We start from the raw sequence: 23934 nt of genomic DNA, 5'->3' as shown, positions 1-23934 counted from the left end.
GGGGAATCCTTAACTGGGAATGGGAAGTAGGGGTTGTAGAGGCGTTGTGGTGGAACGTCTGGAAAAAAATTAAATTAGAGCTTATCCGAGCAGTCTTGGGTTAACTCCTGACTATTGAGCTTACCCGAAAGTATGAGCCGGATGGGGGAAGTTAAATTCCTGGAGAAACAGATAACCTCATAATCAAATCCTTCTTCTTATACTCGAATTGAATCTGACATTAGTTTGCCCGGACTTCAGTTTAGTCCAGATGGAGAATTATTAGTAGTCGTTGCGCCAACGACGAAGATTTGGCGACATTAAACCGTTTACCTGATTCGAGTATGAATAAGTCCATCGTTTTGATAATTAGTCTGTGCAGTTTTCTCTTTTTTGGATGCTCTCAAGCCGAGACATTTTCCAGCCAAGGGGAAACAGTACCACCAAAAACCATAACTCAAGTTCCCGACGCTCAAACGGCTAAACCCCTAACACCCGCAGACGCTGATGTGTTAATTGCTGCCACAATTCAGGCAATTAATCAGGAAAATGTTAACTTCTTTATGCCCTACTTGATGGAACGCGATCGCGCCCCTGAAAATGTGCAAGCGGCACTCAATCATTATCAGGATTATTTTCAAGGGGAAGAGATAACTGATTTTGAGCGTCTGGGTGTTGAACAACTGGGTGAAACAGGCGATCGAACCCCAATTCAACGCTTTAATTACCGCATCGCTAACAATCGTGGACTTAGTAAACAGATTGCTGTTTATCAAGACCAAACCATTCAGCTAGATGATCCATTTTTGCTCTATTCCGTTTACGCTAACCGTTTAGTAGAACGGTATATAGATGCCATTCAAAATCAAGACATCGACAAGCTGAGCCAAGTTTTGAATATTGAGGAAACCTTGTTTAGTCAAGACGAGTTGAGGGGAATCATATCACAATACAAGGATTTATTCTCTTTAGACTCACTCAATTATCAGTTTATTGGTGTAGAGTCTGAGCGTCAGCAGTTTCTTTATACTATTTCTGGGCAAAATGGACGTGAGCATGAAATCAAAGTTATCTATGGTGACGGGTTGGTCAGTCTCCATGATAATTTTATTCCTCTAAATCAAGGTTCTTAGGGGCGGGAAGAGGGGCAACCTCAACCCTTACCCGCTCTTCTTTTTCGGTGACGCTGAGGATGAACGAGACCCAGATCCGCCAATCCCGTCTTTATCTTGCGGTTGTCCGGGTGGTACATCCTGGTAAAGTTGCTGACGTCCATTGCGAATCACCCTCAGCATGTCAGTAAGCTGTTGCTCGATACTATTGAGTACAGAATCAGCATAATCATCCGCACCGTTTTGAATGTCTTCGCATTCTTCGAGTGCGAGTTGGCGCAGTTGTGCCAATTCCTGCTGGGCTTGTCGGCGCATCTGTTCAATGTCAGTCCGGGTTTGTTCCTGCAGCGTTTCACACTCTTGCTGAACCCGTTGCCGAATTTGCTTGGCTTCCAGTTCTGCTTGTTGCACAATCCCCATGTCATCCAGAATCTGTTGAGCTTGTCGTTCAGCAGCTTCTAGGATTTCTTGGGCATAGTCTTCTGCTTGTAGGAGAATATCTTCCCCTTGCTGAACAATCTTTTGAGATTTTTCAAACGCCTCTGGTAGACTCGCCCGCACTACATCCAATTGGGTTAAGAACGCTTCTTCATCAATCAACGTGTACTTGGTCAAGGGGATGTGTGGGCTATCAAACAGCATCTCCTCTAGCTTAGTGAGTTCTCGCTGGATATCTACATCGGGGGTTCCAGAGGAAAGGCGTTTCTCTGGGGGGTTGGGTTCTGGGAGTTGGTTGGGTTCGATGCGGGATGACTCTGGGCGTAACATCGGCAAATATCTAGGGCAACCTGCGGGGGAACAAGATGGTTAACAGATCCGCCAAATTTGGCAATCTCTTTCACTACGCTACTACTTAAAAAACTGTACTCGTTAGACGTGGCGAGAAAAACGGTTTCTATTTCATCCCAGAGGGTTTGATTGGTATGCGCCATCTGGAGTTCCTTCTCAAAGTCTGAAAGCACCCGTAGTCCCCGCAGTAAGACTTGAGCATTCTTGAGTTTGGCATAGTCCACAGTCAAACCTGTGAAACTATCGATTTCGACATTCGAGAGATGTTGGGTACAGCCGCGAATCTGTTGTACTCGCTCTTGTATTGTAAACAATGGCGATTTACTCGGGTTGCGGAGTACGGCAACAATGACAGTCTCAAAGAGCTTACAGCTACGCTCAATGATATCGAGGTGTCCTAGAGTGATCGGATCGAAGCTGCCTGGATAAATTGCAATCACGACAGAGACATCTGGAGGGGTACTGAGGAATTATAAGCTGTTATGTATTTAATTTGTTATAGCAGGAGGCAGAAGGCTCCGGGGCAGAGGGCAAAGGAGACAGAAGCCAGATTGCAGATTAAGTAGGGGCTGCTGAATAAGTCTGGTGGTGGGGAAAGGCAATAGGGAATAGGCAATGGGTAATGGTTTCAACATCTCGACTGCGCTCGATGTTGACCCTCTGTTGATGTAAAATTCGGCGTTTAGGTCGGTGGAAATAAAGCGAACTAGGTTAAGTTCTGTGAATGTCCCTCAAACCCTTACTGTTCCCTGTTCCCTGTTCCCTGTTCCCTGTTCCCTAATCTCAACCGTTAACTTTAATTGCCCCCACCTAGTCTACTCCCATTCTCGCCATTGATCGATCCAATCTTGAACAAGGTCAAGAATTGGCTCACGTCGCTTGACAATGTTAGCGGTTATGCTGATAAAAATAATGCCAGCAATTATGAGCATAATCCACTGAGAGAATGGGTAGCGAAAACCCAAATAGACTAACTGGTAGAATACTGTAAAAATAAATGTGACCGTTCCAACCATTAAAAATGCCCGAACTTGCAGTCCTAATCCAGCCACAATAGCAACCAGACTAATAATTCCCGGAATGAGTCCAACGTTTTGATGCAATCCTAACGCCACCAAACAGATTATGCCGCTACCCAGTAAGCGGAGGTAGTGACGCCAATTCCGTTTTTGCGGTAATCTTAATTCTGGATCAACTTGGGCGATGTAGAGGAAAAAATAACCAATCACGGCAGCATACGCTAAGGGTTCAGTAACCTGCTGGCTTTGCAAAACACGCCAAATTGCCCAATCGATGAAAAATAAACTTAAGTATGTCCACCGTAAATTAGATTGGCGATTGGTGACCCAGGCATAAAAACCTGCAAAAACCAATAAATTAAAAGAAGAGAGGGTTTGAGGATTGATTAAAATGCTCAGAAGAGGCAATATCGTGGCGTATCTTTGCCAAGGCTGCTCATTCCATCCCCACCGCCACCAGGACGTTTGATAAACCGCGATCGCGAATAGACTTACAATGATGGCTCGCCAGGGATCAAATAGGCTTAACGGTGTCCACATCAAACGCGCATAAATACCAATGGCGACAACCTCGGTTAATCCGGCGTATATCCAGATGTCAGACTCTGGAAAAAATGGGGAAGATGAGGGAGATGAGGGAGAAAACTGGCGTTGTTGAATTCGTAAATTTCCTTGGAAAAACGCATAACTAGCCAGTATCAAACTAAGAACAAGTCCAACGAATCCCATCAGGTTAGGGGGGGTTCCCACAGACATCCCAGCCGCTATAACCATCAAGATACTACCCATTGCCCAATGAATGTGGGCGGTAATTTCGATTTGGGTGACGCTGATATGAAAAAGTGTAGCCTGATCGCTCGATACGTTTCTTTGGAACAGGCTTTGCCAACGCAAAAACCAGGCGAGTGAACGATAAATACCGCAGAGTACAGCCGTGACTAACGCTAAAATAATCAAGCCATTCCCAGGATTTTCCCCGTCGCTTTGCAGTATCTGATAAATCACCAGTTCATACCAAGCCAGGGAAATACCTGCCAGAGAAAGATAGATAATACCTTTGGCTTGAGTACGGTGATACGCTACGCTGATACCGATTAACGCCGCACCTAAAGTGAGCAACCCTGTATAGGGGGTGAAATAAAAAAAGCGTAAACTAATGCCAATCAGAGAATAAATTACCAATTCGTACCAGGCAAGGGAAATACCTACCAGAAAAAGATAGGTGATACCTTTGGCTTGAGTACGGCGACGCCCTAGGATAATGCCTGTTAAAGCCGCGCCTAGGGTGAGCAACCCTGTATAGGGAGTGAAATAAGAAAAGCGCAAATTAATGCCAATCATGGCATAGACTAAGGGTAAATATTCCAGTATCTCTTGCCAATTTTCTCTCCACCTTCCAGACGTGCCATGGTACGTCTCTAAATGCTCCCCGTCTTCCCCACCTAAACGGGCAAACCACCAACGGTTAAGAATTAGTGTTATAAATGCCAGGATAATGTTCGCCGCACCGAGGATTAAGGATGAACCATTAAGCAGTACAATCGCATTAGCTATTGTCAATTCTATTGCCCAACTAATGCCGTAAATACTGAATTTGGGAAAAGAATGCCAATATCGGTAAAGAATAGCACCACCAATGAGCATTGATGCACTCAGGTACTGCCAACTGGATGGAATGAATTCTAGATACATATTGGTGCTTTGCAGCGTCAGTAGTCCTAGTTCCGTAGTAGACAAAGCCATTGCCCAGCGATCGCAGGCTTGAGCGTACAATTGAGCTAGCCTGCTAGACTGGGGCGTTAAGCCAGCCCGTAGCAGCCATAATCCGAAAATGGCGATCGCGCCCACCCAATACCAATCAGCAGAAGACACTGAAGGTAATCCGGCAATGCCTTGTCCCAGATATACTGCACCAAAACTTAGGCTAAATCCAATCGCGATCGCGGCGGCTAAGGGTTGCTTGAGATAGCAGCTATTGATAAACATCACGAAAGTGGCAACACCCAAACCGATGAGACTGATATCCGGTTGGAATAGGGTTAGCCCTTGGACGAGAAATAAGGCGATCGCACTCCACCAAAATACTTGGATTTGCCTTGAGTTTAGCTCCTGATCAGGAGTAGAATCTGAGTCTAACTCAGTGTTGTCTACCGATGACCACGGATTAATCAGGGAATCGTTGAGTGACTCTCTGGGGAAGGAATTAGCCTCTTTGTTCCCTTGGCGCGATCGCGTACTTCGGCTGGCAATGTCGGTTAAGCTTAGCGGGGTTAATAGCCATAAGAGTCCCCAAGGTGGCATAGAAGCGGGAACAAAAAATAGGTCAATAAAGATCTCATCGGCTAGCAAGACATAACTGAGTCCTGCTAGCACAAAACCCAGATGCCAGCAACTGCGAGACCAAATTTGTTGAATGCTAGGGAATGGGGGATTCGGCTCTACAATTTGCCCTGTGCTAAGATTCCATTCTGCCACCATCAGCGCCAAGAATAGAGTCGCCCAGAGGGGTTCCCTGAGAGTCGGTATCCATCTGTGAATCAAGAAACAGATGGTCAACAATCCACCACTATGGGTGAGGTAGACGAGAACAACTCGCACAAAATTAATCCGTTGACCGGGTGGCTAATAGTTTTATTTTGACCTAACTCGCCACGCCAGACTACGATAACGGGTTTATGCTGCGCGAATACGTTGAGATAGCGACGGTTATCGAGTCGCACTGATCACGCAATCTTTTAAACAACCAACGGGCGATCATATTCCTAGTGCAAGAAGGCAGAAATAACTGAACAGCTAATATCTCCCCCCGCTTCCCCTGCGCCCTCTGCTCCCCCTGCTTCATCGTATCTACGAAGCTGCTCAAGTATTTTTATGCCAGCTGCACTAGGGACACAGTAATATCTAAATCTACTGCCCTAGGTGGATGTGATGGCGCGATCGCTCACTCAAATGACTCTCCTGACTCAACGGCATTCTGCACCATGGCTTTGTTCACGGAAACCGATGGAGTTTCCTGAGTATCAGAATTCCTCCCCAAGAGCTTCTCTACCATCGCACTCAATAAGCCCGATCGGATTTGACGCCAAGCCATTAGCTGTACAGCATTTCCCTCCTGCTTGCACCACTGGGCGATCGCGTAGGATAGGTCTTCTATTTTATCGGGTAAGGGTTCAATTAACTCAACCAATGCCGCTAAATCTTGTTGAGAAAAAAGCGAACGTTGATTATTTAACAGTTCAACCAAAGCCGCCACATTTTGCTGATGGAATAACTGAGACGCCTGTTGGACAACTTCCAGTGGCAAATCTTGCAACTGAGCGATTTGCTCCACGCTTAATCCAAACTCGATCATGCGCGGTATAGCGGTTAACTTGGCTTTGAGTTCACCTTCTGTCAACCCTTCCTGTCTACCTTCTATTAACCCTTCTTGCTTGGCTTCCTGATACACTTTGGTTTGTTTGAGTTCACTTAACCCTAACATGGCTTCTATCTCCTGACGACTTTTTTGCGGTAATTTGTAAACGATGATTGTTTCGATTAAATCAATTAGATCACGTTTTCTTGTTTCATCAGTTATCTCGACTTGGGCTTGTTCAATTAACTGCCTTGCCTTCTCTGGTGCTGTTTGCTCCTTCTCTGTCACTAGCTTAACAACTTTTACCCCCAAGGAATCTGATTCAGCCTCTCCTAACTCGTCCAAGTAAATCCGTTGTACTCGACTGAAGAGTTCTCGAAATTGTAACGGTTGTTCTCGTTCAATCCGGCGAGTGGGATAAATGACTACAACTCGCCAAGGATGAGGGGGTTTGTATTGATTCAGAAAGATAAACAGTTCCGTAAATAAACGATAGTATAAATTCTCATCGGGTTGAAACTGAACTTCGACGAGGTAGAAGGGTTGGTTAGAGGCTTCGTTCTTGGGTAAAAACAACCCATCAACTCGAAAGGAGAGTTGTTTGATTTCACGAGAGGTGAATTCATACGTCGCGGCTGGTTCTGTGGATTGGTTAATCAGTTCAAAGAAGATACTGGGGAACTCTTTAAACAGGCTATAGAAGATGGTATCAGTTTTCACGTTCTCCTTGGGTAAAGGTGACACCGTTGACCATGGGTAGTATGCCAACCTCTGTTACCCCAAATTTCTATTCAGATTATATTGACAAAATTAAGAGTATATGCAAAGAGAGTAGAGCGATCGCACCCTTGGCGGAAATCGCGCCCGTTATGGATGAGAGAAACACCTGTTCCCTGGGCGCAAGGCGACCGAATCCCTGTAGGGGCGACCCGCTTGCACTAAATGATATTTTGATTCAAGTTGAAATCGCGTGAACTGAGAGTTATTCAGCCGCACTAATCAAGCAATCTTTTAAACCATAAACAACCTGTTGTTGTTCCTCAAAGGACAATTCTGGAAATATAGGTAGAGACAAAACTTGGTGACACACTTGCTCAACAACTGGAAAATCACCCACTTGATACCCTAAGCTCTGATAAACCGACTGCAAGTGCAAGGGTAGGGGATAATACACCATCGAAATAATGCCCATCTGTTGCAGATTTTGGCGAACCTGATCCCGATAGTCACTGATGCGGCTGTCTTTAGTTAGACGAATCGTGTACTGATTCCAGACAGCATGGCTTCCTAGAGTTTCTTGAGGTAAGGCGATTTCTGGAAGAGGTTGTAATAACTGGTGATACCGATCAGCAATCTGAGAGCGAACCTGATTCCACTGATCAAGATAACCTAATTTGATTTGTAAAATGGTCGCTTGTAGGGCATCTAAACGGCTATTGATCCCTGTCGCTTCGTGGTGGTAGCGATCGCGCATTCCATGTTCGCGCAGCATTCGTATTGTAGCTGCCAGGGTTGGGTCATTGGTAATCACAGCACCACCATCCCCACAAGCCCCTAAATTTTTGGTGGGAAAGAAGCTAAAGCAGCCAATATGCCCAATACTACCCACCTTTTGTCCTGCCCATTCCGCGCCTGTGGCTTGAGCGCAGTCTTCAATCACGGCTAAACCCTGCGCCTGGGCGATATCCATAATCGCCGTCATATCCACAGGCTGTCCAAACAAATGAACGGGGAGAATCGCCTTCGTTTTCGGCGTAATCGCCGTCGCAATCTGATTAACGTCAAGATTAAAAGTTTGGGGATCAATATCCACAAAAATAGGTGTCGCCCCCACCCGGGTAATCACTTCCGCCGTGGCGATAAACGTGAAGGGCGTGGTAATCACCTCATCCCCTGCTCCAATCTCTAAGGCTCGCAGTGCCAGATACAAGGCGTCTGTGCCAGAGTTACAGGCGACGCATTCGCTGGTATTCATGTACGCCGCAAATTGCTCCTCAAAGCCTTGAACCGCAAGCCCACCAACGTAACGTCCGGAGGTGAGTATCTCCTGAACAGCTACACTGACTTGGTTTTCAATGTGTTTATACTGTCGTGCCAGATCAATAGGGGGAATGTGATTCACTCGCTTACACCTAGAGGTTTTTATCCAATAAATCAAATTTTGCCGAAAAAGGGAATCCTGCTGATGTGTACTCTCCTCAATCCATCGCTTTGAGAGTGGAAGTGGGCAATCATGATAAGTCTTGAGACGCTCAATCATGCCGCTAAACCTAGTACAGGCAGAAATAACGCCAACAGCTTCCCCAGCTCCCCAGACGTAGCATGCTACGTCTCTACATGCTCCTCTAGCTTCCCTATTTCCCCCATCCCCCCATGCTTCACAAACTCTTCAAACCATCTTTATCATAGCTACACCTAAAACCGCGCTGGAACAGGCAAACTAAGAAAAGCAGATGCACCCTGCCAGCCACAGCAGATGCACCCTGCTGAACCCTGAGTAAAACCCACATTATCGCTTAAATTTAAAAATTAGGCGATATGTGGGTCTTGTATTTATTTCCCGCGATCGCAGTTCCTCTATCCGGAGGGTTTGGGTTGACTAACCTTATGTTCACGGGATTTGGAGAACCTCTCTCCAAACCTCTCTCCTGCAAGGAGAGAGGCTTTGAATTCTGCCCCTTTTCAATGAAGCGGAGTATCCTAAAGTTGGATTCACGGCATAGTTCCATTTCAGGATAGTCCAATGAGCGCTACAGGAAAACGATTCAAGCGATTCCTCAAGTATCTCAGCTTAGTTGGTGTGACTACGGTGTTGACGGTTGCATTGACGTGGCAAGATTTCCCCAGGCGAATGGGAATCCTGGAGGTGAATGCGGCAATTCCCGATACTGCCGTGGTTCAGGTTTCTCCCCCAAATGGGGCTGAATTGGTGAAAGTGGGTTTACAACGGTATCAATCGGGGGAATTTGCCGCCGCTGTAACCGCTTGGCAACAGGCAGCCGATATCTTTGCTAGTCAAGGGGATTCCCTGAATCAAGCCATGGTACTGAGCAATTTAGCACTCGCCTATCAGCAGTTGGGACAGTGGACGCCAGGGAATCAGGCAATTGAGAAGAGTTTACACCTTTTGCAAACTGAAACGGCGAGTCGCGATCGCACGACGGTTTTAGCACAGGCGCTGAATACTCAGGGGAAGCTGCAACTGGCACAGGGACAACCGGAACAGGCACTGAAGACGTGGGAAGAAGCGACAGAAACCTATCAGCAGGTGGGCGATGAAACTGGGGTGGTGCGTAGCTTGATGAATCAAGCGCAAGCCTTGCGAGTTTTGGGGTTTTATCCGCGAGTTAGGGCGACATTAGAACAGGTGAACCAATTGCTGCAAAATCAGCCTGACTCCGCGATAAAGGCGGCGGGATTGTTGAGTTTTGGCGATATGTTGCGCTTAGTGGGTGACTTGGAAGAATCGCAGACAGTATTGCAGAAAAGTTTAACTATTGCCCAAAAGTTAGACTTATCCTCAGGGATTACGGCGGCATTTTTGAGCTTGGGGAATACGGCGTATAGTCAGGGAGAATTGAAGGCGGCAATTGAGTTTTATCAAAGCGCGATCGCGTCTTCTGGTTCACCAACAACAACCCTACAGGCACAATTAAATCAACTGCGTTTATTCATAGAACTCGAAAATTGGGCAGGCGCGGAAACACTAGCCGAGAAAATACAGTCCAAATTTGCCAATTTACCCACCAATCGTAGCACGATTTATGCCCGAATTAATTTTAGCCAAAGTTTCCTCAAACTGTGGCGTCAGCAAGCCGGAATTGTAGGGGCGGGTTTTACTTCTAACCTTCCGGAGGAAACCGCTAACGTAACTAAACCCGCCCCATTCCCCATCGTCGGCGTTGGTTTAACTAATAACGTTCTGGGGAAAACCGTTAACGCCACTAAATCCACCCTGAACCCACAAACAGTTGCTCAAATTTTGACAACCGGAATTGAGCAAGCAAAAGAGTTAGGAGACAAACGAGCAGAATCCTACAGCTTGGGTTATTTGGGTCAGATTTACGAGTATATTCAACAATGGTCTGAAGCGAAAACCCTAACAGAACAGGCATTGCTGTTGGCGCAATCGGTCAATTCTCCTGATATTGCTTATTTGTGGCAATGGCAGTTAGGACGGCTGCTGAAAGCTCAGATAAACCGAGGGATTGCCGATGATTCAGCTTATCCTAGCGCCGTTGCTGCTTATCAAGAAGCGATTCATTCTCTCAATTCCCTACGGAATGATTTAGTAGCGACAAATTTAGAATTGCAGTTCTCATTTCGAGAAAGTGTAGAACCGATTTATCGCCAACTTGTTAGTTTACTATTGCAACCGGGGAATCAAGCGGTTAGCCAGGAGAATTTAGTTCAAGCCCGTGAGGTGATTGAATCGCTACAATTGGCTGAATTAGATAACTTCTTTCGTGAGGCTTGTTTGACGGCGCAACCGGAATCTGTTGACCAAGTTGATGCGAATGCGGCGGTTATTTATCCGATTATTTTACCGGATCGATTGGAGGTGATTGTGGCTATTGCTAATCAACCTTTACGACATTACGCGACTAATATATCTGAGACGGAAGTAGAAACGGTTTTGGCTCAAACCCGCCGTTCTCTGCGACGAGTGGCGAGCGATCGCGAACGATTACCTCTGTTTAAACAATTGTACGATTGGTTGGTGCAACCAATTGAGACGGAGTTAGCGGCGTCTGAGATTAAAACCTTAGTATTTGCCTTAGATGGTTCGCTGAAAAGTCTGCCCATGGCGGCGTTATATGATGGTGAAAAATATCTGATTGAGAAATACAGTGTCGCCCTGACTCCCAGTCTACAAATCCTGGAACCCCAACCCTTGACTCGCAGCCCAATCAAGGTGTTAGTGGGGGGATTAAGTGAGGCAAAACAGAACTTTCCGCCGTTACCGGGTGTGGAGTCGGAGATACAGCAGATTCAGGCGGAGATTCCGGCGCAGGTGCTGCTGAATCAACAGTTTACCAGTGCGGCGATGCAAAAAGAGATAAGTGCTGCGTCATTTCCGGTGGTTCATTTAGCCACTCACGGTCAATTTAGTTCTGATGCTGAAGATACCTTTATTTTGGCGTGGGACGATCGCGTCAATGTGAAACAATTGGGTGAAGTCCTCCAGGCGCGGGAGGAGAGGGAACGTCAACCGATTGAATTGCTGGTATTGAGTGCTTGTCAAACCGCCGCAGGTGACAAACGGGCGGCGTTAGGAATAGCTGGAGTTGCGGTGCGATCGGGGGCGCGGAGTACGTTGGCGACGTTATGGTCAGTGGATGATCAGTCTACAGCGATGTTAATGGTGAAATTCTATCAGGAATTGGCACAAGCCAATGTTACCAAGGCGGAAGCGTTGCGTCAGGCTCAATTGGCGCTATTGCAGCAGTCGAGATTCAGACATCCTTTCTATTGGGCACCGTTTGTGTTGCTGGGAAATTGGCTTTGATTGCGTTTGTCGTCAGGGAACCTTAGCTCTATATTCTGTTGAGTTTCCTGGTATCAACCCCACCAACAACCCAGAACAAATGCACCACATTAGCAGATTTGTTACACTTTCCTAGCATACCCGACAGGCTCTAAGCAAGATAATCTGAAAAATAGCGTATAATTCGATACAACAACAGCCAAAATGATACAAGACGATACAAAACGAAGAAGCAAAAAATAGTAAACTTTTATTGACATTACCTAACAGCTAGGATATTACCTAGATAAGATAAGGAATCGGATCAAGTGATTTGATGGTGCTTGATCGGATATGTAAGGGTGCATAAATACTTATTCCTATCAACTTCAGGTGAAAGCTAGCCCTAATGATGCTCGCTAGGGAGGCTTGCACCTTGGTTTTGGATGAGTAGAGCGACTGAGCCTATATTTCCAGAATTTAGCTGGAAGTCTTGTCTTTCAGGAGTTTTAGCTGAAATGGATAGAGAGAATAGTTTCTCTGCTTTACCCAAGATGAATTGACCCCTCAGGGAATGGATCAATTTAACGATTCGTTCTGATTAACTCTATTGATGAGAGAAAAATATATACTGTTCACGGTCACAAACTGAGCTTTTGTCATGGTTCACGGAGTCCTGAGCGAAGCGAAGGAACAGCAACCAAGCATTTTGTGAGATTCTTCACTACGCTATCGCTTCGTTCAGAATGACAGATTCTGACTGTGTAAGGTATTGTCAGCCGAATGGATAATCGGGTGCTGACGCGATAACCATTCAACCCAAAAACAGGCTCAATGTATAACGTCAGTTCATTAATTAATCGTGATTAAGAGATGATTATGGTTTGCACAAAACTCCCTCAGTATCTTCTGGTTCTCTCAGCCGCAGTGTTATTAGAAGTAGGGATAATTCCTGGTTTCTTCATCGCAGCGCAGGCACAGACCCAAACGTTCTCTAATGTTAAGTCAAAACAGGTAATTTTTAAACCGAACCCCAGCCAACCTGCACCAGAAATCACCACAGGTGGAGGAAGGCGACATGAGGGACAATGTTCCGCTGATCAGGGTGTGGCAGAAGATACCACTGCATCTCAATCCCTGACGGTGCTTGTTCCCTCTGTCTTGGATGCCCAACCATTAAAAGAATTGGAGCAATCCCCGGTTGGCATAAATTTCCAGTTAACAGTATCAGAAAAACCGACATTTCTGGTTTATGTTCCGCAAACCTCTGCTCAAGTCCTAGAACTGAGACTGGAAGATGAGGAAGGTCAACCAATTGGTGAGGCAGCTTACCTTAATTTAACCGCAACTCCAGGAATTTATAGCATTAGTTTGCCTGAAACTGCGCCGCCTTTAGCAGTTGGTCAAGATTATAAATGGTTAGTGTCGATGACGTGTCAAGTCAGTGGTCCAGATGATCCCTTTGTAGAGGGATCAATCCGCCGCGTCTCACCGGATTCAATCCTAACCCGTTCATTAGATCAAGTGACTGATTTGGAGCAAGTCGCGGTGTATGCTCAGGCTGGAATTTGGCAGGATGCGGTGGTTAATCTGGCGGCACTTCGCCAAACTCAACCGAATAATCCAGAGGTGGTATCGGCGTGGGAAGACTTGTTGCAATATGCTCAGTTGGAAGACATTACTCATGCACCGTTGATATCAAATTTTGAAGATATACAGGTTAGTGAAAATAATGCCAAGGAGTAATGTGGCAATTGAGTGGTGTGGCGCTGCTAATTTGATAGTAGGGGCGCACCGACGTGCGCCCTTCAAAATACCGATGTGCATTCATGAAATCCGATGCAATTTATTCCACAAGTTGAGCTTTGCCACGCCAGAAAAGGGCGACCCTAGCAAATTAAACTGACTACATTATTAATTTATGCAAGCGGGTCGCCCCTACAAGTTGTTAGCTTAGGATGCACAGTTCAACAAAGGTTTTCTTCCCCGCAATGGAAAACGAAAGCTATAAAGGAAAAGGATGATGAAAAACTGGATAAACCCCTTTTGGATTGGCAGCGTTGTTCTTGGCTTTTGGACAAATGTAACGACGGCATCGGCTCAAATTGTCCCCGATAATACACTCCCGGTAAATTCTCAGGTGACGGGGTGTCCAGTTTGCCTAATTGAGGGGGGAACGGTACGTGGGGTAAATCTGTTCCATAGTTTTGATGAGTTTTCTGTACAGACCGGGGGAGAGGCATTTTTTAATAATGCTTTACAGATTGAGAATATCTTTGGGCGGGTGACGGGTTCTAAGATTTCTGATATTGATGGGTTAATTCGGGCAAATGGCACGGCGAATCTATTTTTAATTAATCCCAATGGGGTTGTGTTTGGTGAGAATGCGCGGTTGGATGTTGGCGGTTCGTTTGTGGCTTCGACGGCGAATAGTTTTACGTTTCCTGATGGCAGTGAGTTTAGTGCGACGAATCCCCAAGCGCCGCCATTGTTGACGATTAATGTGACGCCGGGATTGCAGTATGGCACGCCACCGACAGGAGATATTAATCATCAGGGAAATTTAGCCGTAGAGTCGGGACAAACTCTGGCGTTATACGGGAATCAAGTGACGAGTACAGGTTCTCTAACCGCACCAGGGGGAACGGTGATGGTGTTGGGAGAGAGGATTGGTTTATTCGGTAGCGCCGAGATTGATGTGTCCTCGGATATAGGCGGGGGAACAGTATTAATTGGTGGTTCCTTTCAAGGTCAAGGTACGATTCCCACAGCAGCGCGAACTGTGGTTGAGCCGGATGTAACGATTAATGCTGATGCCTTAATCGACGGCGATGGAGGTACGGTGGTTTTGTGGGCAGATGAGGTGACGGGATTTTATGGAAATATTAACGCTCGTGGGGGAGTGAATGGGGGAAATGGGGGATTAGTTGAGGTATCGGGGAAGCAACATCTGATATTTCGTGGAAACGTGGATACCAGTGCGGCTTTTGGGTTAGCGGGGACGTTGTTGCTTGACCCAATAGATATTCGGATTGCTAATGGTTCTGGGGATAGTGGGGTTGATGGTGAGGATAGTTTTGCTGGGAATAATTCGGGAGTGACGGGGGCGATTCTGAGTACGCCGTTGAGTGAAATTGATGATACAGCACCAACGACGATTTATGAGTCGGAGTTGGAAGGGTTGGCAGGGGATACCAATATTGTTTTACAGGCGACTAACGATATTCGGATTGATGATTTAGCTGATGATGCTTTAGATTTTGCGCCTGGGAATGGGGAGATTGTGTTCACGGCTGATGCAGATGGGGATGGGGTGGGTTCAGTGGTGATGGAGGATACTATCAAAGATACCCTCTATACCAATGGACGGGATATTGGGATTGCTGGGGCGAATTTGACCTTGGGGCATATTGATACCGTAGGTGCGGTTAAGGGAGGGGCAATTACTCTGAGAGCCAGTGGCGATATCATGACCAGCGGTTATTATTCGTACTCGTCATTTGGAGATGGGGGGGCGATTTCTTTGTCCTCCGTTTCCGGTGATATCACGACCAACGGTTCTTTGAATTCGTACTCGTCATTTGGAGATGGGGGGGCGATTTCTTTGTCCTCTGTTTCTGGTGATATCACGACCAACAGTTCTTTGGACTCGAACTCGCACTTTGGGAATGGAGGGGCGATTTCTTTGTCCTCTGTTTCTGGTGATATCACGACCAAAAGTCCTTTGAACTCGTCCTCGCACTCTTTCCTTGGGGACTCTGGGGATGGGGGAGTGATTTCTTTGTCCTCTGTTTCTGGTGATATCACGACCAAAAGTCCTTTGAACTCGTCCTCGCACTCTTTCCTTGGGGACTCTGGGGATGGGGGAGCGATTTCTTTGTCCTCTGTTTCTGGTGATATCACGATCAACACTTTGAACTCGTACTCGAACTCGCTCTCTAACTCGGACTCTTTCCGTGGGAACACTGGAGATGGGGGGGCGATTTCTTTGTCCTCTGTTTCTGGTGATATCACGACCAACACTTTGAACTCGTACTCGCGCTCTGACTATGGGGACACTGGAGATGGAGGGGCGATTTCTCTGTCCTCTGTTTCTGGTGATATCACGACCAAAAGTCCTTTGAACTCGTACTCGCGCTCTGACTATGGGGACACTGGAGATGGAGGGGCGATTTCTCTGTCCTCTGTTTCCGGTAATCTCACGACCAACAGTTTTTTGAATTCCAGCTCGTTATCTCTTGATGGCGTTGTTGGGAATGGGGGGGCAATTATTCTCTCTTCTGACTCCGGTGATATTACGACCAACAGTTTTTTGGATTCCTCCTCGTTTTCACTGAGGGGAGTTGCCAGAAATGGGGGGGCGATTTCTCTGTTCTCTGTTTCCGGTAATCTCACGACCAACAGTGCCTTGATCTCCAGAGCGTTTTCTTTGCCTGGGGATGCTGGGAATGGAGGGGCAATTATTCTCTCTTCTGACTCCGGTGATATTACGACCAACAGTTTTTTGAATTCCAGCTCGGTCTCTATCTTGGCAAATGCCGGGAATGGGGGAGAAATTTCTCTGATGGCTAAAGGTGGCGATATTATCAGAAGGTCTGGTGCCCCACCCCTGTTTTCCTTCGCCTTCTCTCAGGAAGGCACAGCAGGAAGGGGTGGAAATGTTACGATAGCCGCTCAAAACAACATAACCAACCTGGAAATCTTAACGCTATCCTCTTCTGCTGAAGCTGGAAATGTTGCGCTCAATGGGTTTGGAGATTTATCCATTGCTAATACCCGTATCCTGACAAGCAGACGTGTGGAAGTGCGAATACCATCTTTGGGAACTATAACCTTGGAGGTTGGTGGTCAAGGACAATCGGGCAATGTCACTTTCACCAGTTCAGGCAATCTCACCGTCAACGATAGTTCCATTGAAAGTGACACCAATGGTCGTGATAACGCCGGGAATGTCATCGTCAGCAGCCCCGGTTTAGTCACATTCAATAACAGTCAAATTATTAATAATACCAGTAACATTGGAAATGCCGGAACTATCGATATCAATGCTGGAGACGGGATAACGTTCCAAGGTGTATATTCCGACGCAGGCGAACCTCAACGTGGCGGATTATTTGCTGGCACCACCAATGAAGGCAATGCTGGACGGATTACCCTCACCACCCCAGCGTTAACCCTACAAAACGGAGCCAATATCATCAGCACTACAGACGATCTCGGCAATGCCGGAGACATTACCCTTCAATCTCACCCCAATGGAGAAAACCTAAGCATTAATCTGGAACAGGATACGTCTATTTCTGCCTCTACCTCTAATCAGGGAACCGGGGGCAATTTAGCAATTATCGCTCCCGACTCCATTACAATTCAGGGAGAAGGCACCATTACCACAGAAACCGCAGACGCCGGACAAGCTGGCAACATTGAGATTAACAGCACTGATTTAAACATCCAACAAACAGAACTTTCCACCTCAACCACAGGAGAAGGAAACGCCGGAAATATTACCCTAGACACCTTCACCTTAACCATTGCCAGGGGAGCAAAAATATTTGCCTTTACCGATGGCAGTGGCGATAGTGGCACAATTGAAATTAATGCTCCCACCGAGGTAAATCTGGGTATCGGTGTGGATGATTTTTCCCCAGTTCTGTCTGTCGAAACCAGCAGGGCGGGCAAAGCGGGTAGCATTATTATTAATACCCCCACTTTAACTCTCTCCGACACCGCCCGAATTACCGCAACCGCTACCGATACCGCCACTAATACAGAGGGAGGTGGCAGTATCACCTTAAATGCCTCCACGATGAACTTAGCCGGAATTGTCGGTGTCTTTGCTGAAACCGAGGGACAAACCCCCGCCGGAACCTTAACCCTGAACCCCTATCAGGATCAATCCACCCTAGATATTACCCTAGCGCCCGACTCTCAAGTATCGGCTTCTACCTCTGGAAGTGGTAAAGGTGGGGATTTAATCCTGAGTGCGCCGCAAGCGATTACCATTGCTGGACAAGGGCGGCTAGCAGTAGAAAGTCGGAGTACAGGGGATGCTGGCAATGTATTAGTCACGACTCCCCAACTTACCCTCACTGATGGCGTCGAACTGTCTGCGGCGGCTACAGATATTGGCGATGCGGGAGAAGTCCGCTTCAATACCCAGGATTTGACCCTGGAAAATAATGCACAAATATTAGCCTCCAATGTCTCTAGTAGCAGTGAAGGTATTACCCTAGAAGGGTTGGATACCTTGACAGTTAGCAACAATAGTGCAATATCCGCCTCGACTCAAATCGGTGAAGCGGGAAGCTTAACTATTAATGCTGACTCCAATCCCGCTAATTCGGTGCAAGTGAGTGATAATAGTCGCCTCTCCGTTGCAGCTACTGGAGAAGGCGGTCAAGCTGGGGGAGTGACGATAAATACTCAACAGTTAAGCTTGAGTGAAGATTCACAGCTATCAGCTTCTAACATTTCCGGTGTTAGCCAAGATATTACTTTACAAAGCTTAGAGAACTTACAGCTAACCAACGTTAGTGAAATATCAGCATCAACACAGACAGGAATAGCCGGAAGCGTCAGTATTAATACTCCAGAAAATCCGGTCGAGTCAGTATCTCTCAACAACAGTCGCCTCTCCGTTGAAGCCACTGGGGAAGGTGGTCAAGCTGGGGGGGTGACAATAAATACCGAACAGTTAAGCTTAAGTGACAATTCGCAACTCTCAGCTTCTAACGTTTCTGGTGAAAGCCAAGACATTACTCTAGAAGGCTTAAACACCTTAACCGTAAACAACAGTCTGATTTCGGCATCAACTCAAACAGGTACAGCCGGAAGCTTAAACATCAATGTGACTGACTCTGTAAACTTAAACGGAGTAGGCGGTCTATCGGTTGCAGCTACTGAAGGCGGCACAGCCGGGAACTTAACCGTTAAAACAACTCAAATGTCTGTCCAAGATGAAGCATCAGTAACCGTGAGTAGTCCCTCTGGACAAGCGGGAAATCTAACAATTCAGGCAAACGCCCTAGTTCTCGACCAAGGTCAACTCACCGCAGAAACCGGAACCAGTGGCGTAGAAGGTGGGGCAAATATCAGCTTACAAAACTTAGACACTTTACTCTTGACCAATGAAAGTCTTATCTCTGCCAAAGCCTCTGGTGATGCTAATGGCGGTAATATTGACATAGAAAGCATTTTTCTTTTAGCCCTACCCTCAGAAGGTGTTAACGGCAGTGATATTATTGCCAGTGCTGAACGCGGAGATGGAGGTCGTATTACCATCACTGGTGAAGGCATTTTCGGCATTGAAGAACGTCCCGCCATTGAGGGAAATCGTACTAATGATATTGATGCCAGTTCTCAGTTTGGCAACCCTGGTGAAATCACACTCGATGTATCTTTAGATCCCAGTCGGGGACTGACTCAACTCCCCAGCACTTTGGTTGACCCCTCAGGACAAATTAACCGAACCTGTGCAGCTAGTAATCGTCAGAGTCAATTTACTGTCACGGGACGAGGTGGTTTACCTGAAAATCCCACAGATTTATTCAGGCCCGATTTGGTACAAGATGATTTTGGTACGGTGATAGTCAGGGAAGAAGATGAGGAAACAGAAGAACAAGCAGACGAAAATAATTCTTCTATTTCTCATCCTCCTAAACAGATTATTGAAGCCCAAGGTTGGATTATTGATGCTGAAGGTAATGTGGTGTTGACGGCTTATGTCCCTGATGGAACACCTCATGGCGGTTGGCAAAATTCGGTCAATTGCCAGGTTTCGGAAACAGCGTCCCCATAAAAACATTTACTGATTATCCAGACGTTTAGCGATCAGGATATTTTCTCGCGTTATGTAAAACACGGAGAATATGTACCTGATTATTTTTAACTCGGTAAACGACAAAATAGGGTGTCTTTGAGATGACCAACTCCCTAGTCCCTTCAACGCGCCCGGTTCTTCCCATGTAAGGGAATTTTGCTAACTGCTTAACTGCTGCTTGAATTTTCAAAACAGTACTTGTTGCAGAATCTTGGTTATCTTCGCAAATGTAAGCATGAAGCTGCTCAAGATTGCGTAGTGCTTTGCGTAACCATCTAACTTCCATGGGTTAACCGAGTAAAGACGGCGCTTACCTCTTGTTCACTAGCGAAATCCCCAGCATCGGCTTCAGCGATACCCTGTTGAATCTCTTGCAGTTGCCACTGATGCATTTCTAGGTAAGCATTGATTGCCTGATTTAGCACATAGGTCAAATTACGATCCATACCAGCAGCAATAGCATCCAGTGCAGCTCTCTTATCTGGATCAAGTCGAAACGTTACATTTTCTTTGCTCATAAGACAGGTTCTTCGTTGAGGGTTGTAGAACTTACGCAGCGACACCACATATAGTGGCAAAGGTGCGTTACGCTACGCTAACACACCCTACGAATAGAGGCTTTGCGTAAGTCCTGGGTTGGTTAACGTGCAGCCGCACTCTTTAATCATGCACTGTATTGCATTGCATTGCAAGAAGAATCATACAGCGTTTTTCAAGTAAGTGAGGTACACAGACAGATCCCCGACTTCTTCAAGAAGTCGGGGATCTTGCTTAGAGACTGTACCTCATCAACCTGAAATCTGCTGTATCTAGAAGACCCTGTACTCTGAATAATTATTTCAATCTGAATAAAACTGACGTAAATAAGAAAGTAAAGCTGCTATTTCTGGCGGAATGCCTGTAAATCGAATACCAAAATGATTTGGACTATCTACCGATTTTTCAACAACTTTCGCGTAAATGTCTCCCAATCCTTTTGCCTTTTCTGTACCCATCACTAAGTTAATCTTGAGATTACTCAGCAATTCTAAAGACCGTTGGCTGTGAATCTCAGCGCCATTAACCGATAATTTTACGATTGTCCCTTGACAAAATTCCTGTCCTAAATGCTTACCCGTTAAAACTGTATACTGTATGGGAATTTTATTGCTCAACACCACAAACTCCATTTCTGGTTTGGGCAAAAGTAAATTAAAATCTCCGCCAATTCCACCAATTTCATAAATCGTAATCGGTTCAGCAAATCCTTTGGGGTGAACCTGCAATTCCCCATCCACCCGGAGAATTGAACCCACCTGCTTCAACAAATCCTGAGAAATTAAAACTTGTCCGCCAACGGTGTAGGATTCAATCCGAGACGCCAAGTTAACCGGACTTCCCATTACCGTATATTTTGCCCGTTTTTCTGAGCCAATATTTCCCGCTAACACTTCCCCCCCATGAATACCAATTCCCATGTCTAAGGGGGGCAAATTTAGGGTTTCATTGTACTGATTAACCTCTGCCATCGCCAACTGCATGGCAATTCCACAAGCGATCGCGCGTTGAGAATCGTCCTCTCTTTCAATCGGCGCACCAAATATGATCAGCATCCCATCACCCATGAAATCATTAATCACACCCTGATACTGATCAACCACATCGGTCATCACTTGCAAATAATGATTAATCACCATCACCCCTATCTCTGGTGACACTCGCTCAGAAATTGCCGAAAATCCCCTTAAATCGGAAAATAGAACCGTAACCTGACGGTTTTCTCCACCTAAGCGCAATCCCTGAGGCGTCTCTAGCAAATTCGCCACCACCGCATCAGTGACATAGCGACCAAATATCTGGCGCATCTGACCCGCACCGTAAGCCACATACCCCATAATTGCGATCGCAGACCCCGTTAACCCCAGAATCGGTGGCACCACGGGAATCCACCACCCCTGCAAAAACGCCCAATAACAGCCACCCACCAAGCCACCGCCCACTAAAATAAGACTTACCACTTTAACAGGCGATCGCACAGTCACACCCCCCTGATAGCGCTGTCCCCAGGTCAATATCGCCCCGACTACCGTCCAAACCACGATCCACAGGATTTCCCAGGGTTCTGACCAAACCTGAATCAGGGGACGCCCCTCTAACGCCGCACTCACCATCTGACTCACGACATCAGCATGAATTTCTACCCCTGCTGATCGATTCACCAATCCGCGACTATAGGGTGTGAAAAAGTTATCCGCGACACTTTCTCCCGTAATCCCAATTAAGATCACGCGATCGCGTCCCCAATCCTTTGGTATTTTTCCCTCTAGGACATCCGTGAACGAAATCGACTGAAACCCTTGCCTGAGATTGCGGAAATTAGAGATGATCTGAAATCCACCCGCATCTGTCCGGATATAACCCCCATCATTCTCACGGAAACGGGTAAAAATAGCTTGACCTAACCGATACTGAGTTCCTTTATCATCTATTGGCTCAAGCGTAATCCCTTCTGCATCTAAATAGGTCAAAGCCAACATCGTACTAAAACTAGGGATAATGTCCCCGGATGGAGTTCCCAGAGACAGTAAACTGCGACGAACCTTACCATCACTATCCAAAACCAAATCATTCGCCCCAATCTGACCCAATTCGTTCAATACTGGTGGTGGATTAACTACCGTTCCCTCCGCATCTCCAGCTACTTTACGAATCCCAATTAAATTCGGCGTTGATTTAAACACCTCGACCAATTCCTGATGCCCAGGTTCTACAGGTAAATCGCGATACAGATCCAAACCAATGGCTCTGGGTTGTTGTTGTTTGAGCTTATTGAGTAATTGGGCAAGTGTCCGATCTGAGGGGGGCCAGTTGCCGAGTTTTTGGATATCCTGTTCATTAATCTCAACAATCACAATCCGCGAGTCCACCGCTTCAGGGGGACGCCAACGAAAAAATTGATCCAGGGCGGCGAGTTCCAGTTCTTGCAGCCATCCCGCCCAGCGTAACCCGATGATGACTCCGGCTACAGTAGGAGCCGCAATAAACACACCCCGCCATTGCCAGAGTTGTTTTCTCAGCGTTGCCCACATACGCTCAATCGACTCCTGCAAAGAGACAGATTTAGTTGTTATCTTACCCTCTAAGTCGTCGGACAAAATTATGAGACGAGGGAACAGGGAACAGGGAATAGGGAATAGGGAACAGGCAACACCTCGACTTCGCTCGGTGTGTCACAGGCAACAGATAAATGTCCTTTCCGTACCCCGTAGTGCTATAAATGTAGGACTTAAGCACACACGCCATTGATTATGGTAGGGCACGATAATATCGTGCCCCTACAGGTAGCTTAAATAAAACTGATGCCAATAAGCCAACACGAAACCCAAATTCCCCTACACCTGTGGACAGTTGAAGACTATCACCGGATGGCAGAAGTGGGCATTTTATCACCCGATCAACCCGTCGAATTAATAGCCGGACAGATTATCCGAAAAATGAGTCCCCAAGGAACGCCCCATGCGACAGCCATTACCCTAACCCGATTGCTGTTAGACAATAACTTAAGACAACAAGTGCTAGTCAGGACGCAACTTCCCGTAACATTAAGCGATCGCTCAGAACCTGAACCCGATGTGGCGGTGGTTATGCCCGATGTCTTACGCTACCTGGATCATCACCCTCACCCCTCAGAAATCTATCTGATTATTGAAGTTGCCGATAGGACACTCAATACAGACTGTGGTATCAAGGCAAAGGATTATGCCAACTCTGAAATTCAAGAGTATTGGGTACTAAACCTCAAGCGACGTCAACTGCACGTTTTTCGAGAACCGACTCCACAAGGGTATCAGCGAGAGATAATCCTGGCGGAAAATGATCGGATTTCTCCATTACAGTTTCCGAATTTGAGCATCGCAGTGACGCAGATGTTGCCACCTAGGTTCTAGGGTAGGGGTTTGGTTTCCAAACCCCGGTTACCAAACCCCTAACGGTGAGGATGTCAAGAATCTAACGTTTCACCGGAAGTCTATAAACCTGAGTCGGGGCGGGTGTAGTGGGCTGACCCACCTAAAATGGTGAATTAGAATTGTAGGGGCGCACGCCGTGCGCCCATTCTAACCGTAAAATCTATTGCACAATTTTAGCTGGGTCACGGGAGTAGGGTGCGTTAGCGTAAGCGTAACGCACCACAAAAGATAGTAGTGAAACCCGCCCCTACACACTTAACACTCACGTTGCGCCACATACCGTGACAAGTCAGGTCAAGAATAGGGGTGACATCCTCCTACACCAAATCGAAGATTATGGAGTAGGCTTCCTACCTCACAATAGGACATTCCTAGTTACTTCTCTTACGAGTTTTTCGCCACTTATCTAGAGCAGCCCCATGACTTACTCCCCGACAGACCGACTGC

At 46.5% G+C, this 23934-nt stretch carries 13 protein-coding genes; 5 read left to right on the top strand and 8 right to left on the bottom strand.

The genetic code is table 11. The features are described 5' to 3' along the window. Positions 1 to 323: 323 nt before the first annotated feature. Complete coding sequence (locus RIC07_RS30335) at positions 324 to 1112, top strand: hypothetical protein (RefSeq protein ID WP_446397763.1); 789 nt, start codon at positions 324 to 326, stop codon at positions 1110 to 1112. A 27-nt stretch (positions 1113 to 1139) separates the two neighbouring features. Here RIC07_RS30335 and RIC07_RS30330 read toward each other — a convergent pair whose 3' ends face one another. The 5 genes from RIC07_RS30330 to RIC07_RS30310 all read right to left on the bottom strand — a co-directional run bounded on the left by RIC07_RS30330 (position 1140) and on the right by RIC07_RS30310 (position 8376). After that, positions 1140 to 1859, bottom strand: coding sequence for an ATP synthase F0 subunit B (locus RIC07_RS30330; RefSeq protein ID WP_446376898.1), 720 nt, complete (start codon positions 1857 to 1859; stop codon positions 1140 to 1142). Then, positions 1766 to 2320: a pantetheine-phosphate adenylyltransferase gene (gene coaD, locus RIC07_RS30325; protein WP_006102623.1), complete on the bottom strand. Its 555-nt coding sequence runs from the start codon at positions 2318 to 2320 to the stop codon at positions 1766 to 1768. Before coaD ends, RIC07_RS30330 begins: the two co-directional genes overlap by 94 nt. Before the next feature lie 375 nt (positions 2321 to 2695). Beyond that, positions 2696 to 5497, bottom strand: coding sequence for a hypothetical protein (locus RIC07_RS30320; RefSeq protein WP_446397762.1), 2802 nt, complete (start codon positions 5495 to 5497; stop codon positions 2696 to 2698). Positions 5498 to 5840: 343 nt separating this feature from the next. Next, the gene (locus RIC07_RS30315; RefSeq protein WP_446397768.1) at positions 5841 to 6974 is read right to left on the bottom strand and encodes an Rpn family recombination-promoting nuclease/putative transposase; all 1134 of its coding nucleotides are present in this window, start codon (positions 6972 to 6974) and stop codon (positions 5841 to 5843) included. A 262-nt stretch (positions 6975 to 7236) separates the two neighbouring features. Further along, entirely contained in the window at positions 7237 to 8376 is a 1140-nt protein-coding gene (locus RIC07_RS30310; RefSeq protein WP_446397761.1) for a DegT/DnrJ/EryC1/StrS family aminotransferase, read from the bottom strand. A gap of 621 nt (positions 8377 to 8997) precedes the next feature. Between RIC07_RS30310 and RIC07_RS30305 the strand changes: the two genes are divergently transcribed. The 3 genes from RIC07_RS30305 (at position 8998) to RIC07_RS30295 (ending at position 19519) form a co-directional block, all read left to right on the top strand. Then, positions 8998 to 11763, top strand: a complete 2766-nt coding sequence (locus tag RIC07_RS30305) for a CHAT domain-containing protein (RefSeq protein WP_446397760.1) — start codon at positions 8998 to 9000, stop codon at positions 11761 to 11763. Positions 11764 to 12600: 837 nt separating this feature from the next. After that, positions 12601 to 13467 carry a DUF928 domain-containing protein gene (locus tag RIC07_RS30300; RefSeq protein WP_446397759.1) on the top strand — a complete coding sequence of 289 codons (867 nt, stop codon included), beginning with the start codon at positions 12601 to 12603 and terminating at the stop codon, positions 13465 to 13467. Between the two features lie 274 nt (positions 13468 to 13741). Next, a complete protein-coding gene (locus tag RIC07_RS30295) occupies positions 13742 to 19519 on the top strand; it encodes a beta strand repeat-containing protein (protein WP_446397758.1) in 5778 nt (1925 codons plus the stop codon). A 25-nt stretch (positions 19520 to 19544) separates the two neighbouring features. Here the strand turns inward: RIC07_RS30295 and RIC07_RS30290 are convergent, their stop codons facing one another. The 3 genes from RIC07_RS30290 to RIC07_RS30280 form a co-directional block, all read right to left on the bottom strand. Continuing rightward, the gene (locus tag RIC07_RS30290; protein ID WP_446397757.1) at positions 19545 to 19826 is read right to left on the bottom strand and encodes a type II toxin-antitoxin system RelE/ParE family toxin; all 282 of its coding nucleotides are present in this window, start codon (positions 19824 to 19826) and stop codon (positions 19545 to 19547) included. Continuing rightward, complete coding sequence (locus RIC07_RS30285) at positions 19816 to 20058, bottom strand: CopG family ribbon-helix-helix protein (RefSeq protein WP_446397756.1); 243 nt, start codon at positions 20056 to 20058, stop codon at positions 19816 to 19818. Before RIC07_RS30285 ends, RIC07_RS30290 begins: the two co-directional genes overlap by 11 nt. Positions 20059 to 20379: 321 nt before the next feature. Beyond that, positions 20380 to 22674 carry a CHASE2 domain-containing protein gene (locus RIC07_RS30280; RefSeq protein WP_446397755.1) on the bottom strand — a complete coding sequence of 765 codons (2295 nt, stop codon included), beginning with the start codon at positions 22672 to 22674 and terminating at the stop codon, positions 20380 to 20382. A gap of 204 nt (positions 22675 to 22878) precedes the next feature. Between RIC07_RS30280 and RIC07_RS30275 the strand changes: the two genes are divergently transcribed. Next, positions 22879 to 23466 (top strand): Uma2 family endonuclease, encoded by a 588-nt coding sequence (locus tag RIC07_RS30275; RefSeq protein ID WP_446397754.1) that lies wholly within the window; start codon positions 22879 to 22881, stop codon positions 23464 to 23466. The last annotated feature ends 468 nt before the right edge of the window (positions 23467 to 23934 follow it).

Origin of the sequence: Coleofasciculus sp. E1-EBD-02 (assembly GCF_040218245.1) — a bacterium.
Classification (GTDB): Bacteria; Cyanobacteriota; Cyanobacteriia; order Cyanobacteriales; family Coleofasciculaceae; genus Coleofasciculus.
The sequence above is the reverse complement of the archived record's forward strand: the minus strand, read 5'-3'. Positions and strand labels throughout refer to the sequence as shown.